Genomic DNA, 23,775 nt, shown 5'->3' on the forward strand with positions numbered 1-23,775 from the left:
TATTAAAATCGGTAACCTAAATTTAAGCCAACCCTTGAAATCACGTCAGGGCTTTTATCACGATTGGTAAGGTTGGAACCAAATCCAACAATGAATTCCAAAGCGATACTGTCCTTGAAATACATCTTGTAACCCAAACTTCCTCCAAGTCCAAAATCGGTATATTTTGATTTTTTTGTAGTGTAATAATCATTCCCGACTTCATCGGTCAAACGTATGATTTCCTTGTAATCACCGCCATTATAGGAACCAAAGACTTCGGCAAAATAATAGCGCGATTTGCTTTTGGAAAGCGCATACCTCAAATACGGATTGAATTCAAACTTAGGGACATTGTTTCGGTACCCTTTGTCAAAATCATCGTTGAGTTTATTGCTGTTGGAAAAGTTCACATTGAAACCGGTTGACCAATCCTTTCCGAAGAAACGCTCGTAACTCAAACTCGCTTTTGCATATACTATGGCAGACAAAACGTCTACACGGAATTCGTTCTTTTTATTGGCAAGTACCGTATTTTCTGCACCTTCTTGTGCGAGCAAAGCCAGTGGCAACAAGAGCATTAGGCAAAATAGCTTTTTCATTATAGGATGTTTTATTGAAAACGAATATAGTAAATAAAATGGCGATTAGCAGATTCCCAATTATGAATTATGAACGAGTTATTAACCCGAAATTCTAATCTAAAGTCAATGCTCCGAGGATTTCCTCATTCATAAAAGGGCCTCCGGGATATTTGGCAGTATAATCTAAATTAAGCCAAACATTCCCGCGTTCATCAATGTGGTAATTGATGGGTTTGTTTTTACTTTCCTTTACAAATAAAACCTTTTTGATGGCGTAGTTGATGTGCTCCAAATCCTTTTTGGTTCCAATGAGCAGCTCAGGGTAAATATGCCCTTTGGTATGGATCAATCGGGTAGTGCCGCCAATCGATTTAATACAGGCCGCCATGAAGACCGAATGGTCATCACAATCGCCCGAAAGATATTGTAATGACTCTGTGGCTTTGGCAATATAATCATGTCCTTTTGGGTCGCTGACGTAATTCCAACGGCTGTTGATTTCCTTAAAAATGGCAAACGACTGAATGATAATATAATAATCATAGTAGCCTTTAACATCCTTAAAATTCTTGTTGATTGCCATGATCGCAAAGTTTCGGATTTTAGGATTTTGGTATTCTACTGCATCCAGGATTTTGGATTTATTTGGAAACGGAAGCAGTTTGGTGATGATAATATCCTGCGGATAAGGATTCTCATCCATGGTGTACATCATTGAACGGTAATCCTCAAACACTCTTTGAAAGCTATATTTCCCGGAAACTGTCCCAAAAAGAAGAAAGAGCAGATACAATATCACCGATATCAAAGTTACCCTTCTCATGGCTCTTAAAATGAGTTGGATTGCAACAAGAATAACGATAAACATCAAAACCCTATCGGCATAATGTGCCCACTCGAGCAAAATAAGGTTGTGGTGCAGGATAATAAAAATAGGAATGGTTATCAGGATGTTTAGGATGAAAATGATAATCATGTCCCATGGACTTTTTATCCTGAATTTTTCCCTAAGTTGTTGATAAGTAAGATTCCCAATTTTTATCATATTGCCTTTGGCAAAAGCTAAACGGCTTTTACTATTTCAGCAAAAGTACCCTTTTTATCGATTATTTTGAGGTCAAACAATTGATTTTGGATATTGTTTAACACTTTTTCTTCCAATGGTTTTTGCGACCATTTGGTAAGTTGGAGCCATTGCTGAATATCCTCCAATTTCTGATTGAATCTTGAAGCTAAAGTCCGGTCAATGCTTGGAATCTCTTTGAATTCCTGCGTTGTGTGGTTTATGGTTTCCAAAATGAGCGCCACCGATTGTTTGTTGTTTTGCAGGAATTCGTTCCTAACGACAATTACAAAGCTGGGCCATGGCGTAGGGCAGTCGGCAACACGGCGGAAGATTCCTTTGTCAACCAATGGTTTGGTCATAAAACGTTCCCACATAAAATAATCGGCAGAACCATTTGTCAGCGATTCTACAGCGCCGTCAATGGTGTTTACAATTTCAAACTGCAGGTTTTCGGCATCCCAATTTTGGTTTTGTGCATTGACATACGCCATTAAATGGGAACCCGAGCCATAACGTGAAATAGCCACTTTTGTGTTTTCCAAATCATTCAGCGAATTGTATTTTGAATTCGCACCAACATGGATTCCCCAAATCAACGGACTTTCAACATACACCTGAACAATTGAACAATCGTTTCCTGCAATAATATCCTTTACAATGCCTTCTGTCAGGATGACAGCCATATCGGTTTCGCCATCACGCAGCATTTGGCACATTTTGCCTGTTCCTTCAGGAATATCAGTCCATTGCAAATCAATTCCAATTTCCTCAAACTCGCCGTTTTCAACGCACAATTGCCAAGGCAGGTTAAAATGTTCGGGAACGCCTGCTATTTTTATGGTTTTCATTGTAATTTATTTTTTAATTCATACCAATAACACGGAATGCCTTGGTGTGAGTATTGTTCTTTTTGCTGCAGCCCAATTTTCTTCAGTATTGTATTGGAGCCAATATTATCAATATGTGCCGACGCATATATTGTTGTAATTTTCATTTCATTGAAAGCGTAAACGAGCCAGGCTTTTGCACCTTCAGAAGCATACCCTTTTCCCCAAAACTCTTTCCTTAACCGATAGCCAATGTCATAAAAATTGATATGGCTGTTTTCTTCTTCTGTAATGAATTTCAAGCCAATCCAGCCTATGACTTCTTTGGTCTCTTTAATCTCAGTGATGAAACGGCCAATGCCATTCTGAGTATATTGATTTTGGATGCTTTTGATATAATCGTGAACCTGCTCGATTTCAGTCAACGGATTGTTTCCAAGGAATTCATGAACCTTTGGATTGCTGTCCATGGCAAACAAGGCATCGGCGTCTGAAAACTTAAAAGGACGCATAATCAGCCGCTCTGTTTCGAGAATGAGATTCATTTATTTTAAATTGTGTTTTTCAATTTTATACCAATTGTGTGGCTCATTGTTGGCCATATATTCATTCGTGAATTCAAAGCCCAACTTCTGTAAAACCTTGTTGGAACCAATATTGTCTTTTACCGCACACGCATGGATGACCGATAATTTCATTTCGTTAAATCCGTATTTGAGCCAGGCTTGAGCTGCTTCGGTGGCAAAACCTTGGTGCCAGTGTTCTTCAGCAAAACGGTATCCCAAATCATAAACATTTTCATACCCATTCTCTGCGTTGGCGCGAAGTTTCAAGCCCGAAAAACCTATCAGATTATTGGTGTTTTTCAAAACGACTGCGAATCTTCCGATGCCGTTTTTTTGATATTCGTTGATGATTTTCCGGATGTATGCTTCGGCTTCACCTCTTGTTTTGAGCGGAATCCGAAGGTATTTGCTGACATTCGGATTGTCATTCATAGCAAAGAAACCGTCAACATCGGAAAGTTCCAATGGGCGAAGGATTAATCGTTCGGTTTCAAGGATTAGGTTCATTTTAAACTGTTTTCTAGCCCGGATTGCAACGGCATCCTTTTGCTTTAGCAAAAGATATAGTGGAAAGCCGGATTAGCTCCTAATTACTCAACAAATTTCCCCAAAGTATACTGAATCAAAGCGTCAACTGCTTTGTATGGATCGGCGCTAAAGGTTCCGTTGGCGCGGTTTGCGATGATGGCGTTAAGCGACAAACAGTTGTGTCCCAAAAGTTTACCTAAGCCATATATAGCCGAAGTTTCCATTTCAAGATTTGCCATTCGGGTTTCTCCGAATTTGAAGTTATCCATTTTTCCATTCAGTTCCGGATCTTGAATATCCAAACGCAAAACACGTCCTTGTGGACCGTAAAAACCTCCGGCAGTTCCTGTGATTCCTTTGTGGATTTGGTCGCTGTCGAATTTGTTTTTCATTGTTTCAGAACAGGCAAAGATGTAAGGCGTTCCTTTTTTCAAATCCCAGTTGGTGTGTTTGATGAAGGCCTTTTCCATGTCTTTTTCAACGATGTCCTCAATAAGGTACGAGCGCATCATATTGTCAAGGCCCAATCCGAATTCGCCCATTACAAAGCTGTCAACCGGAATGTCCTTCTGCAACGAGCCTGAAGTTCCGATACGGACAATGTTAAGCGATGTCAGCTCTTTTTTTGGTTTACGCGTTTCCAAATCGATGTTTACCAAAGCATCCAATTCGTTCATCGTGATGTCGATGTTGTCCGGGCCAATTCCGGTTGACATTACGGTAATCCTTTTGCCTTTGTAGGTTCCGGTTTGGGTTTTGAATTCGCGTTTTTGGGTTGAAAATTCGATATTGTCAAAAAACTGCGTAATTTTTTCCACACGGTTTTGATCACCAACAAAGATGATGTCGTGTGCGATATGTTCTGGTTTCAGGTTTAGGTGATAAACACTTCCGTCTGGGTTTAATATTAATTCTGATGATTTAATCATGGTTGGTTTTATTCGTTAATGTGGTTATTTGTTTTTTCTGTCATTCCCGCGAAAGCGGGAATCTATTTTATTTATTTGTGGATTCCCGCCTTCGCGGGAATGACAAAAGGTTTATCCGCCGACACGTTTGACTTTGAAGCCTTTGTCCTTAAGCAGGTTCATGATCTTGTCGCGATAATCGCCCTGTATGATGATGGAGCTGCCCTTAAAAGTTCCGCCTACGCTGAGTTTGGTTTTTAATTCCTTTGCCAAAACCTTGAAATCCTCATCGCTGCCTTCATAGCCTTCAATGATGGTGGTGGCTTTGCCTTTTCGCTTTTCGTATTTGCAGATCATGGGTTCCTTTTGAATGAAAAGAACGTGGTCCTGTTCTTCAACAGCTTCAGGTTCGTTTGAAGGTTCGTGGTCTGGGAATAGTTTCTTTAATTGTTCCTGTAAATCCATAGTTTAAAAAATACAAAAAGTAAAAATCCAAATCCCGACGCAAATCGAGATTTGGAAATTACTAATTCAAAGATATAGATTTATTTTTTGATTAAGCCTAATTCTACCAATCTTTCGTGAAGGAATTCACCAGCGGTAGTATCTTCATATTGTTTAGGATGTTCTGCATCAATACATTCAGGCAGGCAGTTTAATGACATATCGCTAACCGGATGCATGAAAAATGGTATAGAATAACGGGATGAACCCCATAATTCCCTTGCAGGATTCACAACCTGGTGGATTGTTGATTTCAGTTTGTTGTTGGTGTGCCTTGACAACATATCGCCAACATTAATCATCAATTCGTCTGGTTCAGCCATCGCATCAACCCATTCACCATCGTGGTTCATCACCTGCAATCCTTTGCCTTGAGCACCCATCAAAAGGGTAATCAGGTTGATGTCGCCATGAGCAGCTGCACGTACAGCACCGTCTTTAGGTTCGTCTGTAATTGGCGGATAATGAATAGGGCGTAGGATGCTGTTTCCGTCCTTTACATATTTGTCGAAATAGAATTCATCCAAACCTAAATGCAAAGCTAAAGCCCTTAGTACATAAACTCCGGTTTTTTCGATCATTTGAAATGCTTCCTTACCAATAGTATTGAACTTTGGCAGTTCTTTCACCTCAACATTGTCAGGATATTGGCCTTCGTATTTGGAACCTTCGCTAACGTATTGTCCAAAATGCCAAAACTCCTTCAAATCTCCCGCAGAACGGCCTTTGGCTGATTCCTTTCCAAAAGAAACATAGCCTCTTTGCCCTCCAATTCCTGGGATTTCATACTTTTCTTTGGTTTCGAGAGGAAGATTAAAGAAGTTGCGCACTTCTTCATACAGATTCTCAACCAATTGGTCATCCAAAAAATGACCTTTTAATGCTACGAAGCCAATGTCTTCGTATGCTTTTCCGATTTCATTTACAAACTTTTGTTTACGTGCCGGATCGTCCGACAGGAAATCACGTAAGTCAACACTTGGGATTTGTTGCATACCGTTAAATGATTTTTGGGAAGTTTCCCTAATTAAAGGGTACAAAGATAAAGTTTTTCTACGTTATAGTGTTAACGGAATGCTAAGTTTGAAAGTTATTTGATACTCATCCGCATTTCAATCATATGCCTGGAGAAGCCAAATTTTTCATAAGCACTAATCGCTGGACTATTATCGAAATAGACTTCCAGCCTTAATTCTGTTATTTCCTGAGACTGCGCCCAATCCTTTAAATAATCAATGATCTTACGGTTTATGCCTTGTCCGCGATATTCGGGAAGAACATACATAAAACCTAGGTAAGCATGTTTCTCATGTTGCAGATAAGGCTCTGAAGTTTCTATTCTGGCATAACCCGAAGCAATTATTTCATGATTGACTTCTGCCACAGCAAACTGAATATGGGGCATCGTCAGCATTTCTTCGAGATTGTAATATTTGGCATCATGGGTTTTTAAAGTGCTGTCAAAAGCACGTTCAGCGTCAATTACTCCCTGTTCAAAATCCAGGAGTGTTTTCAAATCCTCAAAAGAGGCTTTTCTTATCGTAATGTTATCCATTGATATTTTTTTTAGTTTGCCTGTGGTAAAGATAAGCTTAATAAGTGCAAACAAAAAACCTCAAAGTAAGGGGATTGCTTTGAGGTTTTTAAAAGTAAGTAAGAAGAGTTATTTATATAGAAAAGTTTTTGGGTCATGTTTATGATTTTCCCAATTTATCTTGATGAAGTCTGAAATGATTTTCAACAATTCATTGAATTCATAAGGCTTTACAACATAATAATTGGCACCCAAATCCTGGCTCTTGTCAATATTATCCTGATTGGAACTCGTAGAATACATAATGACAGGAAACTCTTTGGTCTCCGGGTTTTTACGGATTTCTTCCAGAAGCTGGAAACCCGACTTAAAAGGCATGTTGATATCCATGAAAACAAAGCCTTGTGCCTGCTTATTCTTTTTGATGTTTTCTATGAGGCTTTCCCCATTTTTATGAAGATGTAAATGGATGGTGCTTTCAGAATCAGTAGAGATTTTTTCTATAGCTTCATTAAAAAGCATCAAATCATCCTCATCATCGTCAGCATAAAAAATAGTAATTTTCTTCATTGACCCTTATTAAAAATTGTTGAGTAAAATTATATTTTTTAATCAGTAAAGACTTGTAATTTTATAAATGAAATTTCTAAATTTTACTGTTTTTTCTTGGTTAATTCCTGAACGGTCAACCTTCTTTTATTTTTTAGTTTTTTAAAATGTGTCGGATTGTAACCTGTGATTTTTTTGAATTGTGTAGAAAAGGCCGATAAATTATTGAAGTTTAGCATGGCTGCAATTTCCGAAAAATTATAATCCTCAAACAAGATCATTTCCTTTGCCTTCTCAACTTTTAAAAGATTGATGTAATGTACAATGGTACACGATTCAACTTCTGAAAACAGGTTTGACAGGTAATTGTAATCCTTATCGAGTTTGTGGGATAAATATTCGGAGATATTGACTTTTATTAATTTTTCTGAAATGACATATTCCTTGCAGTAATGCTTGACTTTTTCAATAAGGATTTCGCCTTTGTTTTCAACAATCTGAAGGCCAACCTTGTTGATCAAGGCATCGAGTTTTTGCTTTTTGGCATCGGTTAAATCTCCTTTTATTTCAGCTTCGCCAAGTTCAATTTTAACAGGTTGGATATTTAATTTTATGAGTGCATCCCTTAGAACTACTTTACAGCTTTCGCAAGCCATATTCCTAATGTAGATTTTCATTTATATTTCAAATTAAAAGTTAGGTTTTCGTGTAACAATATTATTGTTTTTAATAATAAATTACTTCTACTTTTATATTTGAAATTTCTAAATTTTACTGATTTTCCTTGGTAAGTTTTTGGATTGCAATCCTCCTTTTGTGTTTTAGGTTTTTAAAATGCGTTGGGTTATATCCGGTGATTTTCTTAAACTGGGTTGAGAACGCAGACAAGCTGTTAAAGTTGAGTTTGTGGGCGATTTCGGTTAAATTATTATCCTCAAAAAGAATCATTTCCTTGGCTCTTTCAATTTTCAGCAGATTGATATAATGAACAATGGTGCATAATTCTACTTCCGAAAAGATATTCGATAAATAATTATAGTCGCGGTCTAATTTTTTAGAAAGGAATTCGGAGATGTTGACCTTTACGTGTTTTTCGGAAACCACATATTCCTGGCAGTAGTTCTTGATTTTCTCAATCAATATTCCGCCTTTGCTTTCTACAATTTCGAGACCGGCCTTGTTAATCAGGGCGTCAAGTTTCTTTTTTTTGGCCTCTGTAAGTTCTTCCTTTATTTCTGCCTGGCCAAGGCTTACCTTTACCGGATTGAGGTCAAGGTCCTTGAGGGCTTCCCGTACTACAATCATACAGCTTTCGCAAGCCATATTTCGGATATAGATTTTCATCATAATTTCAAAGTTGGTTTTAGAAGAATAAAGGTAAAAAAATTATCAAAAATTTTATATTTTATATTAAAAAATTACTGCTCCAATCCTAATCGTTTTTATATTTTTGCGGAGCTTAAATAAAACGAGATGAATTTCGATAGAAAAGACTTATCCAATGTACAGTTATTGGACTTATATAAAAGATTGCTGAAACCAAGGCTTATTGAAGAAAAGATGCTTATCCTGCTACGTCAGGGAAAGGTTTCCAAATGGTTTTCGGGAATAGGGCAGGAAGCTATTTCAGTAGGGATAACAGCTGCTTTGGACAAGGATGAATACATACTTCCGATGCACAGAAATTTGGGAGTTTTTACAGGACGAGACATTCCACTGCACCGATTGTTTTCGCAATGGCAGGGAAAGAAAACCGGATTTACCAAAGGACGTGACCGTAGTTTCCACTTTGGGACGCAGGAATTCAAAATCATCGGAATGATTTCGCACTTGGGCCCACAAATGGGTGTTGCCGACGGAATTGCTTTAGCAAACAAACTAAAGAAAAACGGAAAAGTTACTGCGGTATTTACCGGTGAAGGAGCAACTTCTGAAGGTGATTTCCACGAAGCTTTAAATATTGCTGCAGTTTGGGATTTGCCGGTTTTATTCGTAATCGAAAATAACGGTTATGGTTTGTCAACGCCAACAAATGAGCAATACCGTTGTGAAAATTTGGCTGATAAAGGTGTGGGTTACGGAATGGAAAGCCACATCATTGACGGGAATAATATTCTCGAGGTTTTTACCAAAATCGCTGAATTAAAAGCATCGATGGTTGAGAATCCAAGACCGGTATTGTTGGAATTCAAAACATTTAGGATGCGTGGCCACGAAGAGGCTAGTGGAACCAAATATGTTCCGCAGGAGCTGATGGATATGTGGGCAATCAAGGATCCGATTTCAAATTATAAGGAATACCTTCTTCAGATTAGCGTGCTTTCTGAAGAGGAAGATGAAAAGATTACCAAAGCAATCAAGAAGGAAATTGATGAAAATTGGGCAATTACCCAAGCCGAACCAGATATTACGGCTAGTTTGGAAGAAGAATTAGGTGATGTTTACAAACCGTATGATTTTGAAGAAGTTAATCCTTCTGATACAACTGAAAATATTCGTGTGGTGGATGCCATTTCCAATGCATTGAGACAGTCTATGGAACGCCATGGGAATTTGGTGATTATGGGTCAGGATATTGCCGAATATGGTGGAGCATTTAAAATCACCGATGGCTTTGTAGCACAGTTTGGGAAAGAAAGAGTCAGGAATACGCCAATTTGTGAAAGTGCTGTAGTTTCTGCAGGAATGGGATTGTCCATCAATGGGCATAAGGCTGTTGTTGAAATGCAGTTTGCCGATTTCGTTTCTACCGGATTCAACCCAATCGTAAACTTATTGGCAAAACAGCATTACCGTTGGAATGAAAAAGCCGATGTAGTTGTGCGAATGCCTTGCGGTGGTGGAACACAGGCCGGGCCATTCCACTCGCAGACCAATGAAGCCTGGTTTACCAAAACTCCGGGTCTGAAAGTAGTTTACCCTGCATTTCCATACGATGTAAAAGGCTTGTTGAATACAGCAATAAACGACCCAAATCCGGTGATGTTCTTTGAGCACAAGCAATTATACCGTTCGGTTTACCAGGATGTGCCAACAGATTATTACACAATTCCTTTTGGAAAAGCGGCTTTGCTGAAAGAAGGAACGCAGGTAACAATTATTTCGTTTGGTGCAGGTGTGCATTGGGCTTTGGAAACCTTAAACAAACATTCAGGTATTAGTGCAGATTTATTGGATTTAAGAACCTTACAGCCTTTAGATACTGAAGCCATTTTTGCATCGGTTAAGAAAACGAATAAAGTAATCATACTTCAGGAAGATACCTTATTTGGAGGTGTTGCCAGCGATATTTCGGCGATGATAATGGAACAGTGTTTCGAGCATTTAGATGCACCTGTCAAAAGGGTAGGAAGCCTGGAGAGTGCCATTCCATTTGTAAAATCATTGGAAGACCAATATCTGCCAAAGGAACGATTTGAGAAAACCTTATTGGAACTTTTAGAATATTAAAATAAAAAAGACGCTGATTAAAGCGTCTTTTTCATTTACTGTGAGGTGTGTTTTTCAAGCCTTTCACGGATAATCTGCAAGGGCGAAGCAATGGCATTAATGTATTGAAAATTCCCATCGCGTTGGTTGTTGATGGAAAGCTGTATCGGGCATGCTTCGCTTTGCACGGCATTGACCTTGAATTTGTCTGCGGCAGCATCATAAACCACATAAGGTGCGCCCGAAGAACCAAACCTAAAATATCCCTTAATCAGGTAACGCAAACCTTCAAGGTTGTAATTTCCTTCAAAACGTTCCTGGAAAATAGCAAAATGTTCGGTAAAGCCATCAATTTGTGCTTTGTTGAGGAGCTTGCCAATTTCACTTGTAGGCGAACTTTGCAGGCAGTAATAATTTTCCTGATTGTCATCCAAAAGCGTGTAATCAATTTCAAGGCTTGGCATGGCGTCAATTACAGCTTGTGGCGTGTTGATGATTTTATATAGTGCGATGTCTTCATTGTAAAATGCTTCAACCAATTCCACTTCAACCAAAAAGGTATGACGCTGTATGGCCGGTTCGGCAAAATAAGTCGCCTGATTGAAATGCGCCGAAAGTTCAGGTTTGTTAAAGAACAGGTTATTCTTGAATTGGATGACCAAATGCGGCCTGCAGATTCTGCGGTTCATCATCGTAATCCAACGCGAATCGAAATTGATCTGTTTGAGTAAATTAATGATGGTTTGATAATCATTAGGATTGGTAATATTGGCATAACGCCTTTGATTTCCGGGTTCTAAAGGGTAACAGCTCTCAAACAGCTGCGCCTGTTCGGAATTCAGGTATGGAAAAATATCCGTCAGGTATTGCCCGTTTTCAATCGATTTAAAAATATTGGCTTCAACCTTCAGATTATGCGCCACCGAAAGTATAAATCCGTTGCCGATGTGGAACGCGCAAATGTTATTTTCAAAATGGCGCCTGTGAGGCTCATCGCGGTTTTGTATCCACATAATCCGGAATAGAGGAGAGGTTTGTTCGTTGGTCAATTCGAGTTGTTTATTGAGCTTGTTATTTGGTGTCATACTATTTTGGGTAAATAATTTTTAAGGCAAAATCAAATATATACAAAGAAAGGAATCAACTGTTTTTTTGCCTTGCTTTTTCGATAATAAGCACAATAAGAACGCCAACTAGATAACACAGGATGTCCATCCATTCAAACGAAGTGCCAATGGCAGTCCGCGCAACATCGGAACTTTTGAGTTTGAGTTTTTCTACAATGTTGATATACTGAAGCGTTTCGATTGCAAATGCAAACAGCAGTACAAAAACAGCTGTTGGTAAAACCCTTGCATTTAGGAAAGATTTAATGAAGCAGTAAATAAGGATCACCACCAAAACATCACCCATATAAGGCCTGACAAAACTATCATGCACATAAAGGGCTATCAGCACTTCTGTAATAAACAGCAATACAGTTAAGGCAAAATAGGTTTTATTGAATCTTAGCATAGTGGTTTTGTTCCCTGCAATATATGAAAAATCCGCATCGGTTTCGATGTCTTAAAAAAGTATTAAAACCCAAAATAAATGCGGTAGAAATCTATTTATTTACGCTATTTTTGTAGCACTTTTTAAAATCCAATTCCAACTTATGGAAAAGAAAATATACTCTATTTTATTCTCTACACGATTAATGGCGCTTTTGTTTATTGGTTTTGCTGTAGCGATGGCAATCGGAACATTTATCGAAAGCAAGTACAATACTGATACAGCAAGGATTTGGATATACAACTCCTGGTGGTTTGAGGCAATCATGTTGTTTTTTGTGATTAATTTCATTGGAAACATCAAGCGTTACCAACTCTACAAAAGAGAAAAATGGCCTACATTACTGCTGCATTTGTCTTTTATCCTTATCATTTCAGGAGCGTTCATCACACGATACATCAGTTACGAAGGCATGATGCGCATCCGCGAAGGCGAAAGCTCTAACCAGTTCTTATCAGAGAAAACCAATCTGAGTGTTTTTGTGGACGGAATCCACGAAGGCAAAATGATGCGCCGCATTATTGAAAGGCCATTATTGCTTTCTCCAGTGACCAATAATCATTTTTCGATTAATGAAAAGTTTGACGACATCCCTTTTGAAATTGAATACAAAGACTTTGTGCTTGATGCGAAGGAAACCATTAAGGAAGACGCAAAAGGAGCTGTTTATCTTAAGTTAGTAGAATCCGGTGGCGGAACAAGGCACGAGCACATGCTGAAGGAAGGCGAAATCCAGGACATTCACAATGTCTTGTTTTCGGTAGATAAGTTTGTAAAAGGAGCCATCAATATCGACACCAAAAACAACACCATCAGTTCACCTTTTGACGGCCAGTTCATGCGTATGGCTGATAAAATGCAGGGAACCGTAACCAAGGATTCTGTTCAGCCGTTGATGTATCGTTCGTTATATAATGTTGGCGGAGCGCAATTCGTTATTCCCGACCAGCCTAAAAGAGGATTCAAGTCGTATAAACCAAGTGGTGATTTCAAAGCCAAAAAAGGAGAAGATGTCATTACGCTGCTTGTAAAAACGGGTGGAAAGGAAGAAGAGGTTACGCTTGTAGGTTCGAAAGGAGCAACGGGTGAGCCTAAATCAATCAAGCTGGGCAAGTTGGAATTTACTTTAAGTTATGGGAGCAAAGCTTATACTTTGCCATTTAGCATAAAACTGAATGATTTCGTCGCCGAAAAATATCCGGGAACCGAAAAAAGTTATTCTTCCTATGAAAGTAAGGTAACCGTTCAGGATGGAGGCAAAAATGAAGACCATCGAATTTATATGAACCATATTTTGGATCATAAAGGTTATCGTTTCTTCCAGGCGTCATTTGACCCTGATGAAAAGGGAACCGTACTTTCGGTGAACCATGATTTCTGGGGAACTACCATAACCTATGCAGGCTACTTTTTGTTATTCTTCTGCTTAATGCTGATATTGTTTGTAAAAGGTTCGCGTTTTACCGATTTGAAACGAAAGCTGGAAAATGTGAAGAGGAAGAAAGCCAAGCTTTCCGCTATGATTGTTTTGCTGGTTTCGTTTAACGGATTGGCTCAAAACCATCCGAACCATACCAACGCTTTGCCAACGCAAAAACAAATCGATTCCATTCTTAATAAATACAAGGTTTCCGAAAGGCATGCTGCACAGTTTGGCCGTTTGGTTATCCAGGATGAAGGTGGAAGGATGAAGCCTATCAATACGTTTTCATCTGAATTATTGCGAAAAGTAAGCCACAAGGACACGTATAACGGATTGAATTCCGATCAGGCATTTATATCGATGACGCAGTTTCCGACGGTTTGGTTTGAAACACCATTGATTTACATCAAAAGTGGCAATGACAGCATCCGCAAGATATTGGGAATTCCGGCTGATGCCAAATATGCAACCTTCCGTTCCTGCTTTGACGAAAAAGGAAATTATAAATTATCACCTTATCTCGATGAAGCCTACAAAGCGGCCAATCCAAATAACTTCGAAAAGGATTTTGTGGAAACCGATAAGAAAGTCAATCTTCTGAATTCGGCATTAAGCGGGAAAATCCTGCGCATCTTCCCAATACCGAAAGACCCAAACAATAAATGGCTTTCCTTTTTGGAATTAAACCATGCAACAGGAACAGCTTTGGATACGATCAGGCTAGCGTTGCCGGCTTATCTGAATTCGGTCATGAAAGCCAGCCAGGACAATGATTATACGATGGCAAATACCTATTTGGTGGGAATGGAAAACTACCAAAAGAAATTTGGTAAAGCCGTTCGCCCTTCGGATAAAAAAATTGATTGCGAAATATTATACAATAAATACGATGTGCTGCAAAAACTGCCTTATTGGTATTTAACTGCTGCAGGTTTGATGTTTTTATTTGTAATGATCAATATTTTTAAGGAGCGGAAAGCAGTTAATATTTTAATCAGCATTACCCACATAGCAATCGGATTGCTGTTTGTCCTGCACACAGTTGCATTAATCTTCAGATGGTATATTTCGGGCCATGCGCCTTGGAGTAATGCTTATGAAGCGATAGTTTATGTAGCCTGGTCAACAATGTTCTTTGGATTGGCCTTTGCCTGGGAAAAAAGAAAACCAGCACTTTCCGGGAAATTCATATTTGATACGTTTTTTGGATTGTTCTTCAAAAGCAACTCCAAACTTACGGTCGCTTCCTGTGCGTTTGTATCGGCGATGATATTAACAGCAGCTTACGCGAATTGGATCGACCCTGAAATTGCAAACCTACAGCCGGTTTTGAATTCGTACTGGCTGATGATACACGTTGCGGTAATTGTGGCAAGTTACGGGCCTTTCGCAGTAGGTATGATTTTAGGTTTTGTCTCTTTACTATTGATGTTTTGCACTACCGAAAAGAACAAAGCCAAAATGGAACTGCACATCAAGGAAGTTACAATTATTAACGAAATGGCTTTAACGATTGGACTGGTGATGCTTACCATTGGAAACTTTTTAGGAGGACAATGGGCAAATGAGAGTTGGGGACGTTATTGGGGTTGGGACCCAAAAGAAACCTGGGCTTTGATCAGCATCATGGTTTATGCTTTTGTCATTCACATGCGTTTTGTTCCTGCAATGCGCAATAAATGGTTGTTCAACCTGATGTCAATGTATGCATTCCTATCGATTTTGTTTACCTATTACGGAGTAAACTTCCACTTGGTCGGCCTGCATTCGTATGCGAGTGGAGAAGCGAAGTCACTAAGCTGGATTTGGTATTCCCTGGGAACGATTTCAATAATTGGTTTGTTGACCTATCCGAAGTATCGCAAGCATTACAGAAAGAAATAATAAAAAAGTCCCGGTATTTACCGGGACTTTTCCGTTTGACTTGCGTCAACTTTGACAGTGGGATTTAGACTTTCCCCAAAGTATATAATTGTTCCATTGTTGGTGTTGGGCTTCCTCCGGCTGGTTCAAGCGTTATTCCAAATGCTTCTGCATCTCCTGTCTTTTCAACAGCGAAAACCTTGCTTCGGTTGTCTTTGAAATTGGCCAAAGTTCCAATGCTGGTTGGCGTCAACTGTGGCTGTAATTTCAACGACCAGATTTGGTATTCCTTTCCTTCCGGTGGTGTTGGCAATCCGCTGGCGTCTACATACACGACCTGAGTTTGTTTGTTCCAGTATATTTTTGCTTTGGCAGTTGGCGCTACAGCCTGTCCGGCAAGAGCTACTACAGTATTGGTTTCGTCACGAACCACATTCAGGACGGTTTCTGTTTGCTTGTTTTTTGTTTCCAAATCTACTACAGTTTCCTGTAATTTTGATTTTTCCTTTTCTATCGTTGCCACCTGATTGTTCGCCTGGTTCACTTTTGAATATTGGTAGCCAATTCCGATTAGTAGTAGTATTGAAGCAGCCCATCCTATGTAAGCAGACCAATTGCTTCGGTCTCTCATGGTTACGACTTTTCCGTGTTTCAGCTCGAGCTGTGCCTTGATTTTTTCGAACTGGCTATGCGAAATAAAAGGAGAGAAGCTACTTGACAGGTTTATGATTGCCTTTTCAATAGCGAGGATTTCAGTCTTTATTTCCGGGTTTTTATTGGACATTGCAGCAACTTCATCATTTTCTGATTCGCTAAGCAAACCATAAACATAGAGTTCCAATATTCCTGATTCTATATATTCTTTACTTTCCATTACACTTTTAAAAAATTTCGTAGGTCGTTGATACAATTTCGATTTTGGGTCTTAACAGTTCCAAGCGGCATTTTTAATTCATCCGAAGCTTCCTGTTGCGTGAATCCTTTGAAGAACAGCAGGTCAATTAACTGAATGCATTTTGGCTTGAGTTTGTTGACAAATTCCCTTAGTCCAATGCTGTCTATCCTATTGGTCAGCTTGTTGCTGTCATCCAACAGATGTACGAAATTATCAGAGGATAGGTTTTTCTGGCTGTTGTTAAAACCTTTGGAACGCAGCTTGTCAATCGCAGCGTTGCGGGTGATGTTGAGCATCCATGTATATAATCTTCCTTTGCTTTGATTATAGGTTTCGATGTTTTTCCAGATTTTGACAAACACTTCCTGAAGCACATCTTCGGCTTCTTCACGGTCGCTTATCAAATTAGTAATGATACTAAAAAGGCTTTTGGAATACATATCGTATAAAAGGGTAAATGCCCTTTCTTCCTTTCTTAAGAGCAATGGTAATAGTTCTTCCTGTGTCATACTTTAAAATGTTTATTGTAAAAATAGAATGTTTTGCCTTTAAACAGTTGTTAAATATAGAATTAAATTTTAACATTTCCTTAAACCTTTTTGCAAACAATGCTTCAAAATCGTTAATTGAATGTCAAGTGGTAGGGTATACGAAACCCTAACTGTTTTTATAGCGTATATGACGTCAGGGAAGATTTGCTATGAAAATATTTCTTTCGAGGTTTTGGTAATAGAAAGGTTTTCTATTATGTTTTGTTAGGGGAACCCAGCGGATGATTAGACGCTGGGTTCTTTTTTGTTTACAATTTTAAGGAATGTATAACAGTAACTCTTGAAATTATCATTAATTTTATCAAAAATTATGTATGAAAAAGTTCTCTCTATTCGTAACAATATTAACGCTATTCAGCTGCCAGAATCAGGCGCAAAACAATAAAAAAATGGAAACACAAGCACCAATAAAAACGGAAACAATCTATCAGTTTAAGGTAACCGATTTGTACGGCAAGGAATTCGACTTTGCCTCACTTAAAGGTAAAAAAATACTAATCGTCAATACGGCTTCTGAATGTGGTTTGACACCACAATACAAAGACCTGGAAGCCATTTATGAAAAATATAAAGATAAAAATTTTGTCATCATAGGTTTCCCTGCCAATAATTTTGGCGCACAGGAACCTGGAAGCAATGACCAGATTGCCAAATTCTGTGAAATGAATTACGGCGTTACTTTCCCAATGATGGGCAAGATATCGGTAAAAGGGGATGACATGCATTCGGTTTATAAATTCCTTACCCAGAAAAGCAAAAACGGATTGCAGGACAGCGAAGTGGAATGGAACTTTCAAAAATACCTGATCAATGAGCAGGGTGAATTGGTGAAAGTATTATCTCCAAGAATATTGCCAACAGATGCGGCCATTGTAGGCTGGATTAACGGAAAATAAGTATCTGGTTATGTCTAAACAAACGAAAGCATTCATTTATAACTTTCTCAGCTTTGCAGCATTCTTCCTGCCGATTTATTACCTTATTAAATCGTATACCGGTTTAACCGGATTCTGGATTCCTGTAACTTCGGGTGTGGTATCAACGTTATTGGCACCCAAATTCCAATCGATTAAAACACGTGATGGTGAGAAGCTTTTTATGAAGTGGATTTTCAGCAGGGAAGTGAAGGAGCTTAAATAATTTTTTAAGTTATGAATTATGGGTTAAAAAGATTCATAGTAACAATTACTTATAATTCATAACTTATTTCTTTTTCTTTTCCGCTTTCTCTTTTGCTTTTACCGTCGATTTGTAAAGTGGAATGAAATACGAAACGGTATAATTGAACCCAACGCCAAAATCTCCATTATAAGTCCTGTTGAAACCCGGAATATAAAGATTGTCAAAGTTATTTGGCAGTTTCTGTGAAACCAAACGGTTCAGCCTTACACTAAATCCAACAAAGATGTTGTTGAACACTTCAGTTTTCATTCCGGCAACGACTTCAATCCATTGTGCAGATAAGCCTTTAAATTCTTCACCAGAAGGAATTTCCTGTGCCTGTCCAAAGTATGGGTTCGGATTGTAAACGGTATAACTGTTCAACGTCTGGGTGAAACTACTCACACCATAACGCAGTCCAACAGAAATGATATTTTCCATGTTGAGCCAGTTTTCATAAGTATTGTAATCAAAACCAACTTTTAAATAGCTTCCTTTTGTAGTAAAGTTGAGCATATCATCATCAACAGTCTTGTCTTCGTTACCAATTTCTCCCGCCAAATAATATCTTCGTGTCAAACGATAATCACCGACTAATTCCAATCCGCGATAATCCGTTTCGTAAAATGATTTAGTCAGTTTGAATAAATCGACACCCACACGTAAACCGTAACGTTCCTTTTTTACCGGAATGCTGTCTGTTTTCTCTACGCTCTTTCCGGCTGTTCCTTTTGCGGGTTTAAAGTTTATTTCCTCCTGTGCATTGCCTGTAAATGAAAGCAATACCAAGAATAGGCTAAAATAAAATCTTGATATGTGTTTCATTTTCAGTTTCGATGTTTGGTGTTAAAACGTTGACATCCTGCATCCAGAATGTGTCCGGTGTTGCCGAATCGGTTAGTGTAACCCCGTTAGGATTATTCAGTGTGAAGATGGTTTTGTAACCACAGGCTCTTGATACAAATACATCCTCATGGGTATAGTCAAACTGGAGTACGTCTTCATTAGGATTTGCAGCGGTGCTGTTTAATATCAGGCTGTATTTGGTCATCAAATCGTCAATTTTCAAGGGCAATTCAACTTTGCTGCCATTAAAGGTTCCCAAATCCAAATCATTGAACGCCCCAACTCCCTTGACTTTAAGGTTGACTACATTTTTCAATGTTCCCGGATTGGAAACATCATAAAATTCCAATATCAGCCGTGGTGTGGTTTCTTCGGTGCAGATGTCGTCCTTTTCGCAACTTGAAAAGGCTATGGCAATTAATAATAGGGCAAGTATTTTTTTCATTTAAATTTTATCTTTTTACCAAAAGTACAACATTTTCCACATGGTGCGTCTGCGGAAACATATCCACAGGGCGAACGCGTGTCACTTTGTAATGTTCGTCCATCAACGCCAAATCCCTTGCCTGTGTAGCCGAGTTACAGCTAACATATACAATCTTATCGGCACCAATTTTTAATAACTGCTCCACAACATCCTTGTGCATTCCGTCTCTTGGCGGATCGGTGATGACCACGTCAGGTTGGCCATGCTGTGCTATGAAAGCGTCGTTGAATACATTTTTCATATCGCCAACATAGAACTCACAGTTGGTAATATTGTTGCGTTTTGCATTTTCTTTGGCGTCAGCAATCGCTTCGGGAACGGCTTCAACGCCGATTACCTTTTTTGCTTTTTTGGAAACGAATTGTGCAATGGTTCCGGTTCCCGTATATAAATCATAAACCACTTCATTGCCGGTTAGCCCTGCGAATTCGCGTGTGATTTTGTACAATTCGTATGCCTGGTCTGAATTGGTCTGGTAAAACGATTTGGCATTGATGCTAAACTGCAGGCCTTCCATTTCTTCCAGTATGTAATCACGGCCTTTGTACAGTTTGATGTCCTGGTCGTACAGCGTATCATTCGCTTTGCTGTTGATGACATATTGTAGAGACGTAATCTGTGGAAAAGTTGCGTAGATATGGTCGAGCAGCAATTCCCTTTGTTTTTTATCTTCTTTGTAAAACTGGATTAGGGCCATGATTTCTCCGGTTGACGCAGTCCGAATCATCAGCGTGCGCAACAAGCCTTCGTGGTTTCGTGCATTGAAGAACTCCATGTGGTTTTCGGTTGCGAATCGTTTGATTTCGTTGCGGATGGCGTTTGACGGGTCTTCCTGTAAATGGCATTTCTCGATATCCAGGATTTTATCCCACATCCTTGGAATGTGAAAACCCAAAGCAGGTTTTTTACTTAAGGATTGGTCTTCCGATTTGATTTCGATATCGCTTAACCAACGCGTATCCGAAAATCCAAACTCCATTTTGTTGCGGTAGAAAAATTGCTTTTCAGAACCCAATATCGGTTCAAAGTCGGGCAATTCAATTTTGCCAATGCGTTTCAGGTTATTATAAACTTCCTGGTTTTTGTAAAATAATTGTTGTTCGTATTTCATATTCTGCCATTTGCAGCCACCACAGGCGCCAAAATGCTGGCAGACCGGCTCAATGCGGTTTTCAGAATAGGAGTGGAACTTTATGGCTTTGCCTTCAAAATAGGACTTTCTTTTCTTTAAGGTCTGCACGTCTACCACATCGCCCGGAACGACGTTGGGTATGAAGATTACCTGGCCTTCGGGTGCTTTTGCCACCGATACGCCTTTGGCTCCGGCATCAAGTACGGTTACGTTTTCAAAAATGACTTTGTTGGTTTGTTTTCTTCCCATGGCGCAAAAATAAGGCATTATTTTAAATTTTGAATTTTAAATTTTGAATTAAGGAAGTAATGCATTCTACATGCACTATGTATGCATTATCTATGCTTTGTCTATGGAGTATCTATGCTTTATCCTTTGATGAATTATGGAAATTTTGATAGTTGTTAGAGTAAATTATTATATTTGATTGTTACTCAAATTGAGAGTTTGATTTGAGTAGGAACAAATTAACAGGATTTAACAATACAATTTTAGCTTATGAGCAAATGGAATCGAATAAACAAAGATGGGCTATGTACAGTAGAATTATCTTCTTGGAAACATTTTGCAGATTTTGTTAACCAAGATTTCCTAAGTAGTACAGAATATATTTTTCGAGGACATCAAGATAGTAATTGGAAATTAGAATCAACTTTTGACAGGCTCATACCAATTAACTCCAAAGAATATTTGAAAAGAAGAAATGAGCATTTAGAAAAGTTTAAATATTTTTCAAGAGGACGATTAAAATTTGAACACAGAAATCAATTGATTTCTGAGAATGACTGGTGGGCTATAGGTCAACACAATGGACTTGCAACTCCTTTGTTGGATTGGACTGAATCACCTTTTATTGCGGCATATTTTGCATTTCAAGTTGAAAATTTTTCTTTCCCTAATAAAAGAGTTATTTATTCCATTGCTACTGATTATATTACTGAACATTCAGATGACAAAATAGAACTATTTTATTCACACAATGATGAAAATCCTAGATTAATCAATCAGCGAGGGTTATTTACAATAACAAAAGGGAAAATTGATATTGTAGAACATATAAACAAAAATTTTAAACATAAGGCAGACCTTACGGCTATTTATAGAATTGAGATTGAAGAAAAAAGCTCTCAAGACAGAATAGAGTTTCTTAAGTTTTTGAATAGAATGAATATTAATGATTTGACTTTATTTCCAGATTTAATAGGTACAGGTAATTACTGTAATAAAACATTAATGATAGAAAAATACTAATCCAAACTACAACTAATACCTTCGATATTTGACTGGCGCGACGTCTATTGTTGAATGTTGACCACATAAACATCCATATCATCAGCGTAGAAATAAAGGATACAAATAACGGCGGTTTTTAATACATTTGACCTTTTAAAAAATACAATGAAACATAAACTACTTCATATTATAACCGCAATGCTTTTGTGCCTTGCCGGATTCAGTTACGCCCAACCCATCGCAGCAGGCGGCAATCATTCGCATTTTGTATGTACAGCAGGAATAGTGCAGGGCGTAGGGACTAATTTTTCAGGCCAGCTTGGGGATAACACCCTTACGGATAGAAAGATTCCGACCAACGCTTCGGGGCTTACCGGGATTTTAGCGGTGGGTGCAGGATATTCGCATACGGTTTACCTTAAGGATGACGGTACTGTTTGGGCCAGCGGTAGCAATGGTTATGGCCAGCTTGGCGATGGAACCACTGTTTCAAAACGCGTTGCCGTGCAGGTAGTGGGACTTACCAATATTATTGCCATCGCGGTGGGTGACAATCATTCGGTTTTCCTAAAGAGTGACGGGACCGTTTGGGCGGTTGGCTGGAATACCGGAGGACAATTGGGCGACGGAACCACTGTAGATAAAAGCACTCCGGTGCAGGTGACCGGGCTTAGCGGAATTACAGCTATCAGTGCAGGTATGTTCCATACCCTTTGCCTGAAGAATGACGGAACCGCATGGGCAACAGGTGGTAATTACTACGGACAGGTAGGAAACGCACCCTTATTCGGCACCAATATTCCGGTACAGATTGATGTTACAGGAATCACCAAGATTTCTGCGGGAGCTACCTTTTCGCTCTTCCTTAAGGGCGACGGAACGGTATGGGGGGTTGGGTCTAATCAATACGGAGAAATGGGCGCTTCCAATCCGGGTATGAATTACACGCCGTTCCAGATTGCCGGACTTAGCGGCATCACAGCAATGTGTGGTGGATTCCTGCATTCGCTTTTCCTTAAAAATAACGGTACCGTTTGGGCAATAGGAGATAATAATTATGGACAGCTTGGAGACGGAACAACCACCCAAAGGCATACTCCGTTCCAGATAGCGGGACTGACTGGCATTACAGCAATAGCTGCCGGAAAGTACCATTCACTTTTCCTAAAGAACAATTTTACATCCTGGGCAACCGGATTGAACAATGCCGGACAGCTTGGCGACGGAACCTTGATTGACAAACATGCACCTGTACAGGTAAATGGGGTATGTTTTGTAGCCTTGGAAACTGAGGAACATACTATCGAAAATAGTGTTTCGGTTTATCCTAATCCCTGCCACGAACAATTATCCATTCAATTAAACGACTATAATAATACGATTGCAGAAATATATAATTTACAGGGACAGCTGTTGCAAAGTATCAAATTGCAGTCATCCAATACGGCAATTTCGGTTAGTGATTTGCAGACAGGAGTTTATTTGGTTCACCTAAAAAATCCCAAAGGGACAATTGTAGAAAAAATAATCAAGGATTAATGAAAACCCACCTCGCATTGCTCCGTGGCATCAATGTTTCAGGGCACAAAATGATTAAGATGGATCTGCTTAAAAAAGCACTCGAAGCCATTGGGTTTAACAATGTACGCACCTATATCAATTCGGGGAATGTTTTTGTCGATTCGAATGAAGATTCGGCTAAGGTTGGTTTTATGATAAAGCAGGAAATCTTCAAGGTTTTTGGGCACGATGTACCCACTTTTATGGTAAGTGAAGCCGATTTGAAATTCGCTTTGGAGAACAATCCGTTTTATAAGGAAGGCAAAGAAACCAAGCAGTTGTATGTTTGTTTTTTAACAGAGAAACCCACGCCAAACAGCATTCAGGAATTAAAGGATCAGGATTTTAAAGGTGATGTTTTTGAAGTGAAGGAAAGTTTTTTGTTCTTGAAATATGCCGACAGTGCTGCGAACACCAAACTTGACAATAAAATCATCGAGAAGAAACTGAAGGTAAGTTCTACGACACGAAATTGGAATACCACCAATAAGTTGTACCAAATGTTCCGGGAGTAATCTTAAAAAGGCCTTTTATCTATCGACATAATCCACCCTCAAAATTTTAGTAAGGAAATACAAAACTTATTGTAGGAATTT

Annotated in this window: 26 protein-coding genes; 7 read left to right on the forward strand and 19 right to left on the reverse strand. The window is 38.9% G+C overall.

The features are described from left to right. Positions 1-2: 2 nt before the first annotated feature. The 12 genes from L1S31_RS06750 to L1S31_RS06805 all read right to left on the reverse strand — a co-directional run bounded on the left by L1S31_RS06750 (position 3) and on the right by L1S31_RS06805 (position 8,392). The gene (locus L1S31_RS06750) at positions 3-581 is read right to left on the reverse strand and encodes a DUF3575 domain-containing protein (RefSeq protein ID WP_236463845.1); all 579 of its coding nucleotides are present in this window, start codon (positions 579-581) and stop codon (positions 3-5) included. 94 nt (positions 582-675) lie between these two features. Further along, positions 676-1,608 (reverse strand): transglutaminase-like domain-containing protein, encoded by a 933-nt coding sequence (locus L1S31_RS06755; protein WP_236463846.1) that lies wholly within the window; start codon positions 1,606-1,608, stop codon positions 676-678. Between the two features lie 17 nt (positions 1,609-1,625). Continuing rightward, positions 1,626-2,477, reverse strand: a complete 852-nt coding sequence (locus tag L1S31_RS06760) for a substrate-binding domain-containing protein (RefSeq protein ID WP_236463848.1) — start codon at positions 2,475-2,477, stop codon at positions 1,626-1,628. Next, positions 2,474-3,001 carry a GNAT family N-acetyltransferase gene (locus L1S31_RS06765; RefSeq protein ID WP_236463850.1) on the reverse strand — a complete coding sequence of 176 codons (528 nt, stop codon included), beginning with the start codon at positions 2,999-3,001 and terminating at the stop codon, positions 2,474-2,476. Before L1S31_RS06765 ends, L1S31_RS06760 begins: the two co-directional genes overlap by 4 nt. Then, on the reverse strand, positions 3,002-3,529 hold the full coding sequence (locus L1S31_RS06770) for a GNAT family N-acetyltransferase (protein ID WP_236463852.1): 528 nt from the start codon (positions 3,527-3,529) through the stop codon (positions 3,002-3,004). A gap of 83 nt (positions 3,530-3,612) precedes the next feature. Further along, complete coding sequence (locus L1S31_RS06775) at positions 3,613-4,479, reverse strand: nucleoside phosphorylase (protein ID WP_236463854.1); 867 nt, start codon at positions 4,477-4,479, stop codon at positions 3,613-3,615. Between the two features lie 111 nt (positions 4,480-4,590). Continuing rightward, positions 4,591-4,923 carry a translation initiation factor gene (locus L1S31_RS06780; protein ID WP_236463856.1) on the reverse strand — a complete coding sequence of 111 codons (333 nt, stop codon included), beginning with the start codon at positions 4,921-4,923 and terminating at the stop codon, positions 4,591-4,593. An 80-nt stretch (positions 4,924-5,003) separates the two neighbouring features. Next, positions 5,004-5,957 (reverse strand): isopenicillin N synthase family dioxygenase, encoded by a 954-nt coding sequence (locus L1S31_RS06785; protein ID WP_236463858.1) that lies wholly within the window; start codon positions 5,955-5,957, stop codon positions 5,004-5,006. Between the two features lie 95 nt (positions 5,958-6,052). Beyond that, positions 6,053-6,517, reverse strand: coding sequence for a GNAT family N-acetyltransferase (locus tag L1S31_RS06790; RefSeq protein ID WP_236463860.1), 465 nt, complete (start codon positions 6,515-6,517; stop codon positions 6,053-6,055). Between the two features lie 108 nt (positions 6,518-6,625). Further along, positions 6,626-7,066, reverse strand: coding sequence for a response regulator (locus L1S31_RS06795; protein WP_236463862.1), 441 nt, complete (start codon positions 7,064-7,066; stop codon positions 6,626-6,628). A gap of 83 nt (positions 7,067-7,149) precedes the next feature. Next, positions 7,150-7,722: a helix-turn-helix domain-containing protein gene (locus L1S31_RS06800; RefSeq protein ID WP_236463864.1), complete on the reverse strand. Its 573-nt coding sequence runs from the start codon at positions 7,720-7,722 to the stop codon at positions 7,150-7,152. 94 nt (positions 7,723-7,816) lie between these two features. Continuing rightward, positions 7,817-8,392 carry an AraC family transcriptional regulator gene (locus L1S31_RS06805; protein WP_236463866.1) on the reverse strand — a complete coding sequence of 192 codons (576 nt, stop codon included), beginning with the start codon at positions 8,390-8,392 and terminating at the stop codon, positions 7,817-7,819. A 126-nt stretch (positions 8,393-8,518) separates the two neighbouring features. Between L1S31_RS06805 and L1S31_RS06810 the strand changes: the two genes are divergently transcribed. Beyond that, on the forward strand, positions 8,519-10,495 hold the full coding sequence (locus L1S31_RS06810; RefSeq protein WP_236463867.1) for an alpha-ketoacid dehydrogenase subunit alpha/beta: 1,977 nt from the start codon (positions 8,519-8,521) through the stop codon (positions 10,493-10,495). Between the two features lie 35 nt (positions 10,496-10,530). Here L1S31_RS06810 and L1S31_RS06815 read toward each other — a convergent pair whose 3' ends face one another. Both L1S31_RS06815 and L1S31_RS06820 read right to left on the reverse strand, forming a co-directional pair. After that, the gene (locus tag L1S31_RS06815; protein ID WP_236463870.1) at positions 10,531-11,559 is read right to left on the reverse strand and encodes a hypothetical protein; all 1,029 of its coding nucleotides are present in this window, start codon (positions 11,557-11,559) and stop codon (positions 10,531-10,533) included. Positions 11,560-11,614: 55 nt separating this feature from the next. After that, the gene (locus L1S31_RS06820; protein WP_236463871.1) at positions 11,615-11,989 is read right to left on the reverse strand and encodes a ribosomal maturation YjgA family protein; all 375 of its coding nucleotides are present in this window, start codon (positions 11,987-11,989) and stop codon (positions 11,615-11,617) included. 142 nt (positions 11,990-12,131) lie between these two features. Here L1S31_RS06820 and L1S31_RS06825 point away from each other — a divergent pair, with 142 nt between their 5' ends. Further along, positions 12,132-15,335, forward strand: a complete 3,204-nt coding sequence (locus L1S31_RS06825; RefSeq protein ID WP_236463873.1) for a cytochrome c biogenesis protein CcsA — start codon at positions 12,132-12,134, stop codon at positions 15,333-15,335. A gap of 64 nt (positions 15,336-15,399) precedes the next feature. On the opposite strand, the gene L1S31_RS06830 is transcribed toward L1S31_RS06825, so the two are convergent. After that, positions 15,400-16,188, reverse strand: a complete 789-nt coding sequence (locus tag L1S31_RS06830; RefSeq protein WP_236463876.1) for an anti-sigma factor — start codon at positions 16,186-16,188, stop codon at positions 15,400-15,402. Further along, positions 16,188-16,718, reverse strand: coding sequence for an RNA polymerase sigma factor (locus L1S31_RS06835; RefSeq protein WP_236463878.1), 531 nt, complete (start codon positions 16,716-16,718; stop codon positions 16,188-16,190). Before L1S31_RS06835 ends, L1S31_RS06830 begins: the two co-directional genes overlap by 1 nt. A gap of 356 nt (positions 16,719-17,074) precedes the next feature. On the opposite strand from L1S31_RS06835, the gene L1S31_RS06840 reads away from it, so the two are divergent. Further along, positions 17,075-17,656, forward strand: coding sequence for a glutathione peroxidase (locus L1S31_RS06840; protein ID WP_236463880.1), 582 nt, complete (start codon positions 17,075-17,077; stop codon positions 17,654-17,656). 10 nt (positions 17,657-17,666) lie between these two features. Then, complete coding sequence (locus tag L1S31_RS06845) at positions 17,667-17,900, forward strand: hypothetical protein (protein ID WP_236463882.1); 234 nt, start codon at positions 17,667-17,669, stop codon at positions 17,898-17,900. A 63-nt stretch (positions 17,901-17,963) separates the two neighbouring features. On the opposite strand, the gene L1S31_RS06850 is transcribed toward L1S31_RS06845, so the two are convergent. From L1S31_RS06850 to rlmD, 3 genes are read right to left on the reverse strand one after another with little or no spacing between them, the layout of a single operon-like run. Continuing rightward, on the reverse strand, positions 17,964-18,746 hold the full coding sequence (locus L1S31_RS06850; RefSeq protein ID WP_236463883.1) for a DUF6048 family protein: 783 nt from the start codon (positions 18,744-18,746) through the stop codon (positions 17,964-17,966). Beyond that, positions 18,718-19,212, reverse strand: a complete 495-nt coding sequence (locus L1S31_RS06855) for a DUF6452 family protein (RefSeq protein ID WP_236463886.1) — start codon at positions 19,210-19,212, stop codon at positions 18,718-18,720. The genes L1S31_RS06850 and L1S31_RS06855 overlap by 29 nt, the downstream gene beginning before the upstream one ends. Before the next feature lie 7 nt (positions 19,213-19,219). Continuing rightward, positions 19,220-20,635 (reverse strand): 23S rRNA (uracil(1939)-C(5))-methyltransferase RlmD, encoded by a 1,416-nt coding sequence (rlmD, locus tag L1S31_RS06860; RefSeq protein ID WP_236464435.1) that lies wholly within the window; start codon positions 20,633-20,635, stop codon positions 19,220-19,222. Positions 20,636-20,884: 249 nt separating this feature from the next. On the opposite strand from rlmD, the gene L1S31_RS06865 reads away from it, so the two are divergent. From L1S31_RS06865 to L1S31_RS06875, 3 genes are all read left to right on the forward strand, one after another. After that, the gene (locus L1S31_RS06865) at positions 20,885-21,637 is read left to right on the forward strand and encodes an FRG domain-containing protein (RefSeq protein ID WP_236463888.1); all 753 of its coding nucleotides are present in this window, start codon (positions 20,885-20,887) and stop codon (positions 21,635-21,637) included. A 147-nt stretch (positions 21,638-21,784) separates the two neighbouring features. Continuing rightward, entirely contained in the window at positions 21,785-23,158 is a 1,374-nt protein-coding gene (locus tag L1S31_RS06870; RefSeq protein WP_236463890.1) for an RCC1 domain-containing protein, read from the forward strand. After that, positions 23,158-23,694 (forward strand): DUF1697 domain-containing protein, encoded by a 537-nt coding sequence (locus L1S31_RS06875; protein WP_236463893.1) that lies wholly within the window; start codon positions 23,158-23,160, stop codon positions 23,692-23,694. The genes L1S31_RS06870 and L1S31_RS06875 overlap by 1 nt, the downstream gene beginning before the upstream one ends. Positions 23,695-23,775 lie beyond the last annotated feature (81 nt).

This window comes from Flavobacterium wongokense, from assembly GCF_021608265.1.
GTDB classification, from domain to species: Bacteria; Bacteroidota; Bacteroidia; order Flavobacteriales; family Flavobacteriaceae; genus Flavobacterium; species Flavobacterium wongokense.

Bases quoted from the DNA above. Each gene is read 5' to 3' on its own strand.
- L1S31_RS06750 (WP_236463845.1), bottom strand. From the start codon at position 581: ATGAAAAAGCTATTTTGCCTAATGCTCTTGTTGCCACTGGCTTTGCTC.
- L1S31_RS06755 (WP_236463846.1), bottom strand. From the start codon at position 1,608: ATGATAAAAATTGGGAATCTTACTTATCAACAACTTAGGGAAAAATTC.
- L1S31_RS06760 (WP_236463848.1), bottom strand. From the start codon at position 2,477: ATGAAAACCATAAAAATAGCAGGCGTTCCCGAACATTTTAACCTGCCT.
- L1S31_RS06765 (WP_236463850.1), bottom strand. From the start codon at position 3,001: ATGAATCTCATTCTCGAAACAGAGCGGCTGATTATGCGTCCTTTTAAG.
- L1S31_RS06770 (WP_236463852.1), bottom strand. From the start codon at position 3,529: ATGAACCTAATCCTTGAAACCGAACGATTAATCCTTCGCCCATTGGAA.
- L1S31_RS06775 (WP_236463854.1), bottom strand. From the start codon at position 4,479: ATGATTAAATCATCAGAATTAATATTAAACCCAGACGGAAGTGTTTAT.
- L1S31_RS06780 (WP_236463856.1), bottom strand. From the start codon at position 4,923: ATGGATTTACAGGAACAATTAAAGAAACTATTCCCAGACCACGAACCT.
- L1S31_RS06785 (WP_236463858.1), bottom strand. From the start codon at position 5,957: ATGCAACAAATCCCAAGTGTTGACTTACGTGATTTCCTGTCGGACGAT.
- L1S31_RS06790 (WP_236463860.1), bottom strand. From the start codon at position 6,517: ATGGATAACATTACGATAAGAAAAGCCTCTTTTGAGGATTTGAAAACA.
- L1S31_RS06795 (WP_236463862.1), bottom strand. From the start codon at position 7,066: ATGAAGAAAATTACTATTTTTTATGCTGACGATGATGAGGATGATTTG.
- L1S31_RS06800 (WP_236463864.1), bottom strand. From the start codon at position 7,722: ATGAAAATCTACATTAGGAATATGGCTTGCGAAAGCTGTAAAGTAGTT.
- L1S31_RS06805 (WP_236463866.1), bottom strand. From the start codon at position 8,392: ATGATGAAAATCTATATCCGAAATATGGCTTGCGAAAGCTGTATGATT.
- L1S31_RS06810 (WP_236463867.1), top strand. From the start codon at position 8,519: ATGAATTTCGATAGAAAAGACTTATCCAATGTACAGTTATTGGACTTA.
- L1S31_RS06815 (WP_236463870.1), bottom strand. From the start codon at position 11,559: ATGACACCAAATAACAAGCTCAATAAACAACTCGAATTGACCAACGAA.
- L1S31_RS06820 (WP_236463871.1), bottom strand. From the start codon at position 11,989: ATGCTAAGATTCAATAAAACCTATTTTGCCTTAACTGTATTGCTGTTT.
- L1S31_RS06825 (WP_236463873.1), top strand. From the start codon at position 12,132: ATGGAAAAGAAAATATACTCTATTTTATTCTCTACACGATTAATGGCG.
- L1S31_RS06830 (WP_236463876.1), bottom strand. From the start codon at position 16,188: ATGGAAAGTAAAGAATATATAGAATCAGGAATATTGGAACTCTATGTT.
- L1S31_RS06835 (WP_236463878.1), bottom strand. From the start codon at position 16,718: ATGACACAGGAAGAACTATTACCATTGCTCTTAAGAAAGGAAGAAAGG.
- L1S31_RS06840 (WP_236463880.1), top strand. From the start codon at position 17,075: ATGAAAAAGTTCTCTCTATTCGTAACAATATTAACGCTATTCAGCTGC.
- L1S31_RS06845 (WP_236463882.1), top strand. From the start codon at position 17,667: ATGTCTAAACAAACGAAAGCATTCATTTATAACTTTCTCAGCTTTGCA.
- L1S31_RS06850 (WP_236463883.1), bottom strand. From the start codon at position 18,746: ATGAAACACATATCAAGATTTTATTTTAGCCTATTCTTGGTATTGCTT.
- L1S31_RS06855 (WP_236463886.1), bottom strand. From the start codon at position 19,212: ATGAAAAAAATACTTGCCCTATTATTAATTGCCATAGCCTTTTCAAGT.
- rlmD (WP_236464435.1), bottom strand. From the start codon at position 20,635: ATGGGAAGAAAACAAACCAACAAAGTCATTTTTGAAAACGTAACCGTA.
- L1S31_RS06865 (WP_236463888.1), top strand. From the start codon at position 20,885: ATGAGCAAATGGAATCGAATAAACAAAGATGGGCTATGTACAGTAGAA.
- L1S31_RS06870 (WP_236463890.1), top strand. From the start codon at position 21,785: ATGAAACATAAACTACTTCATATTATAACCGCAATGCTTTTGTGCCTT.
- L1S31_RS06875 (WP_236463893.1), top strand. From the start codon at position 23,158: ATGAAAACCCACCTCGCATTGCTCCGTGGCATCAATGTTTCAGGGCAC.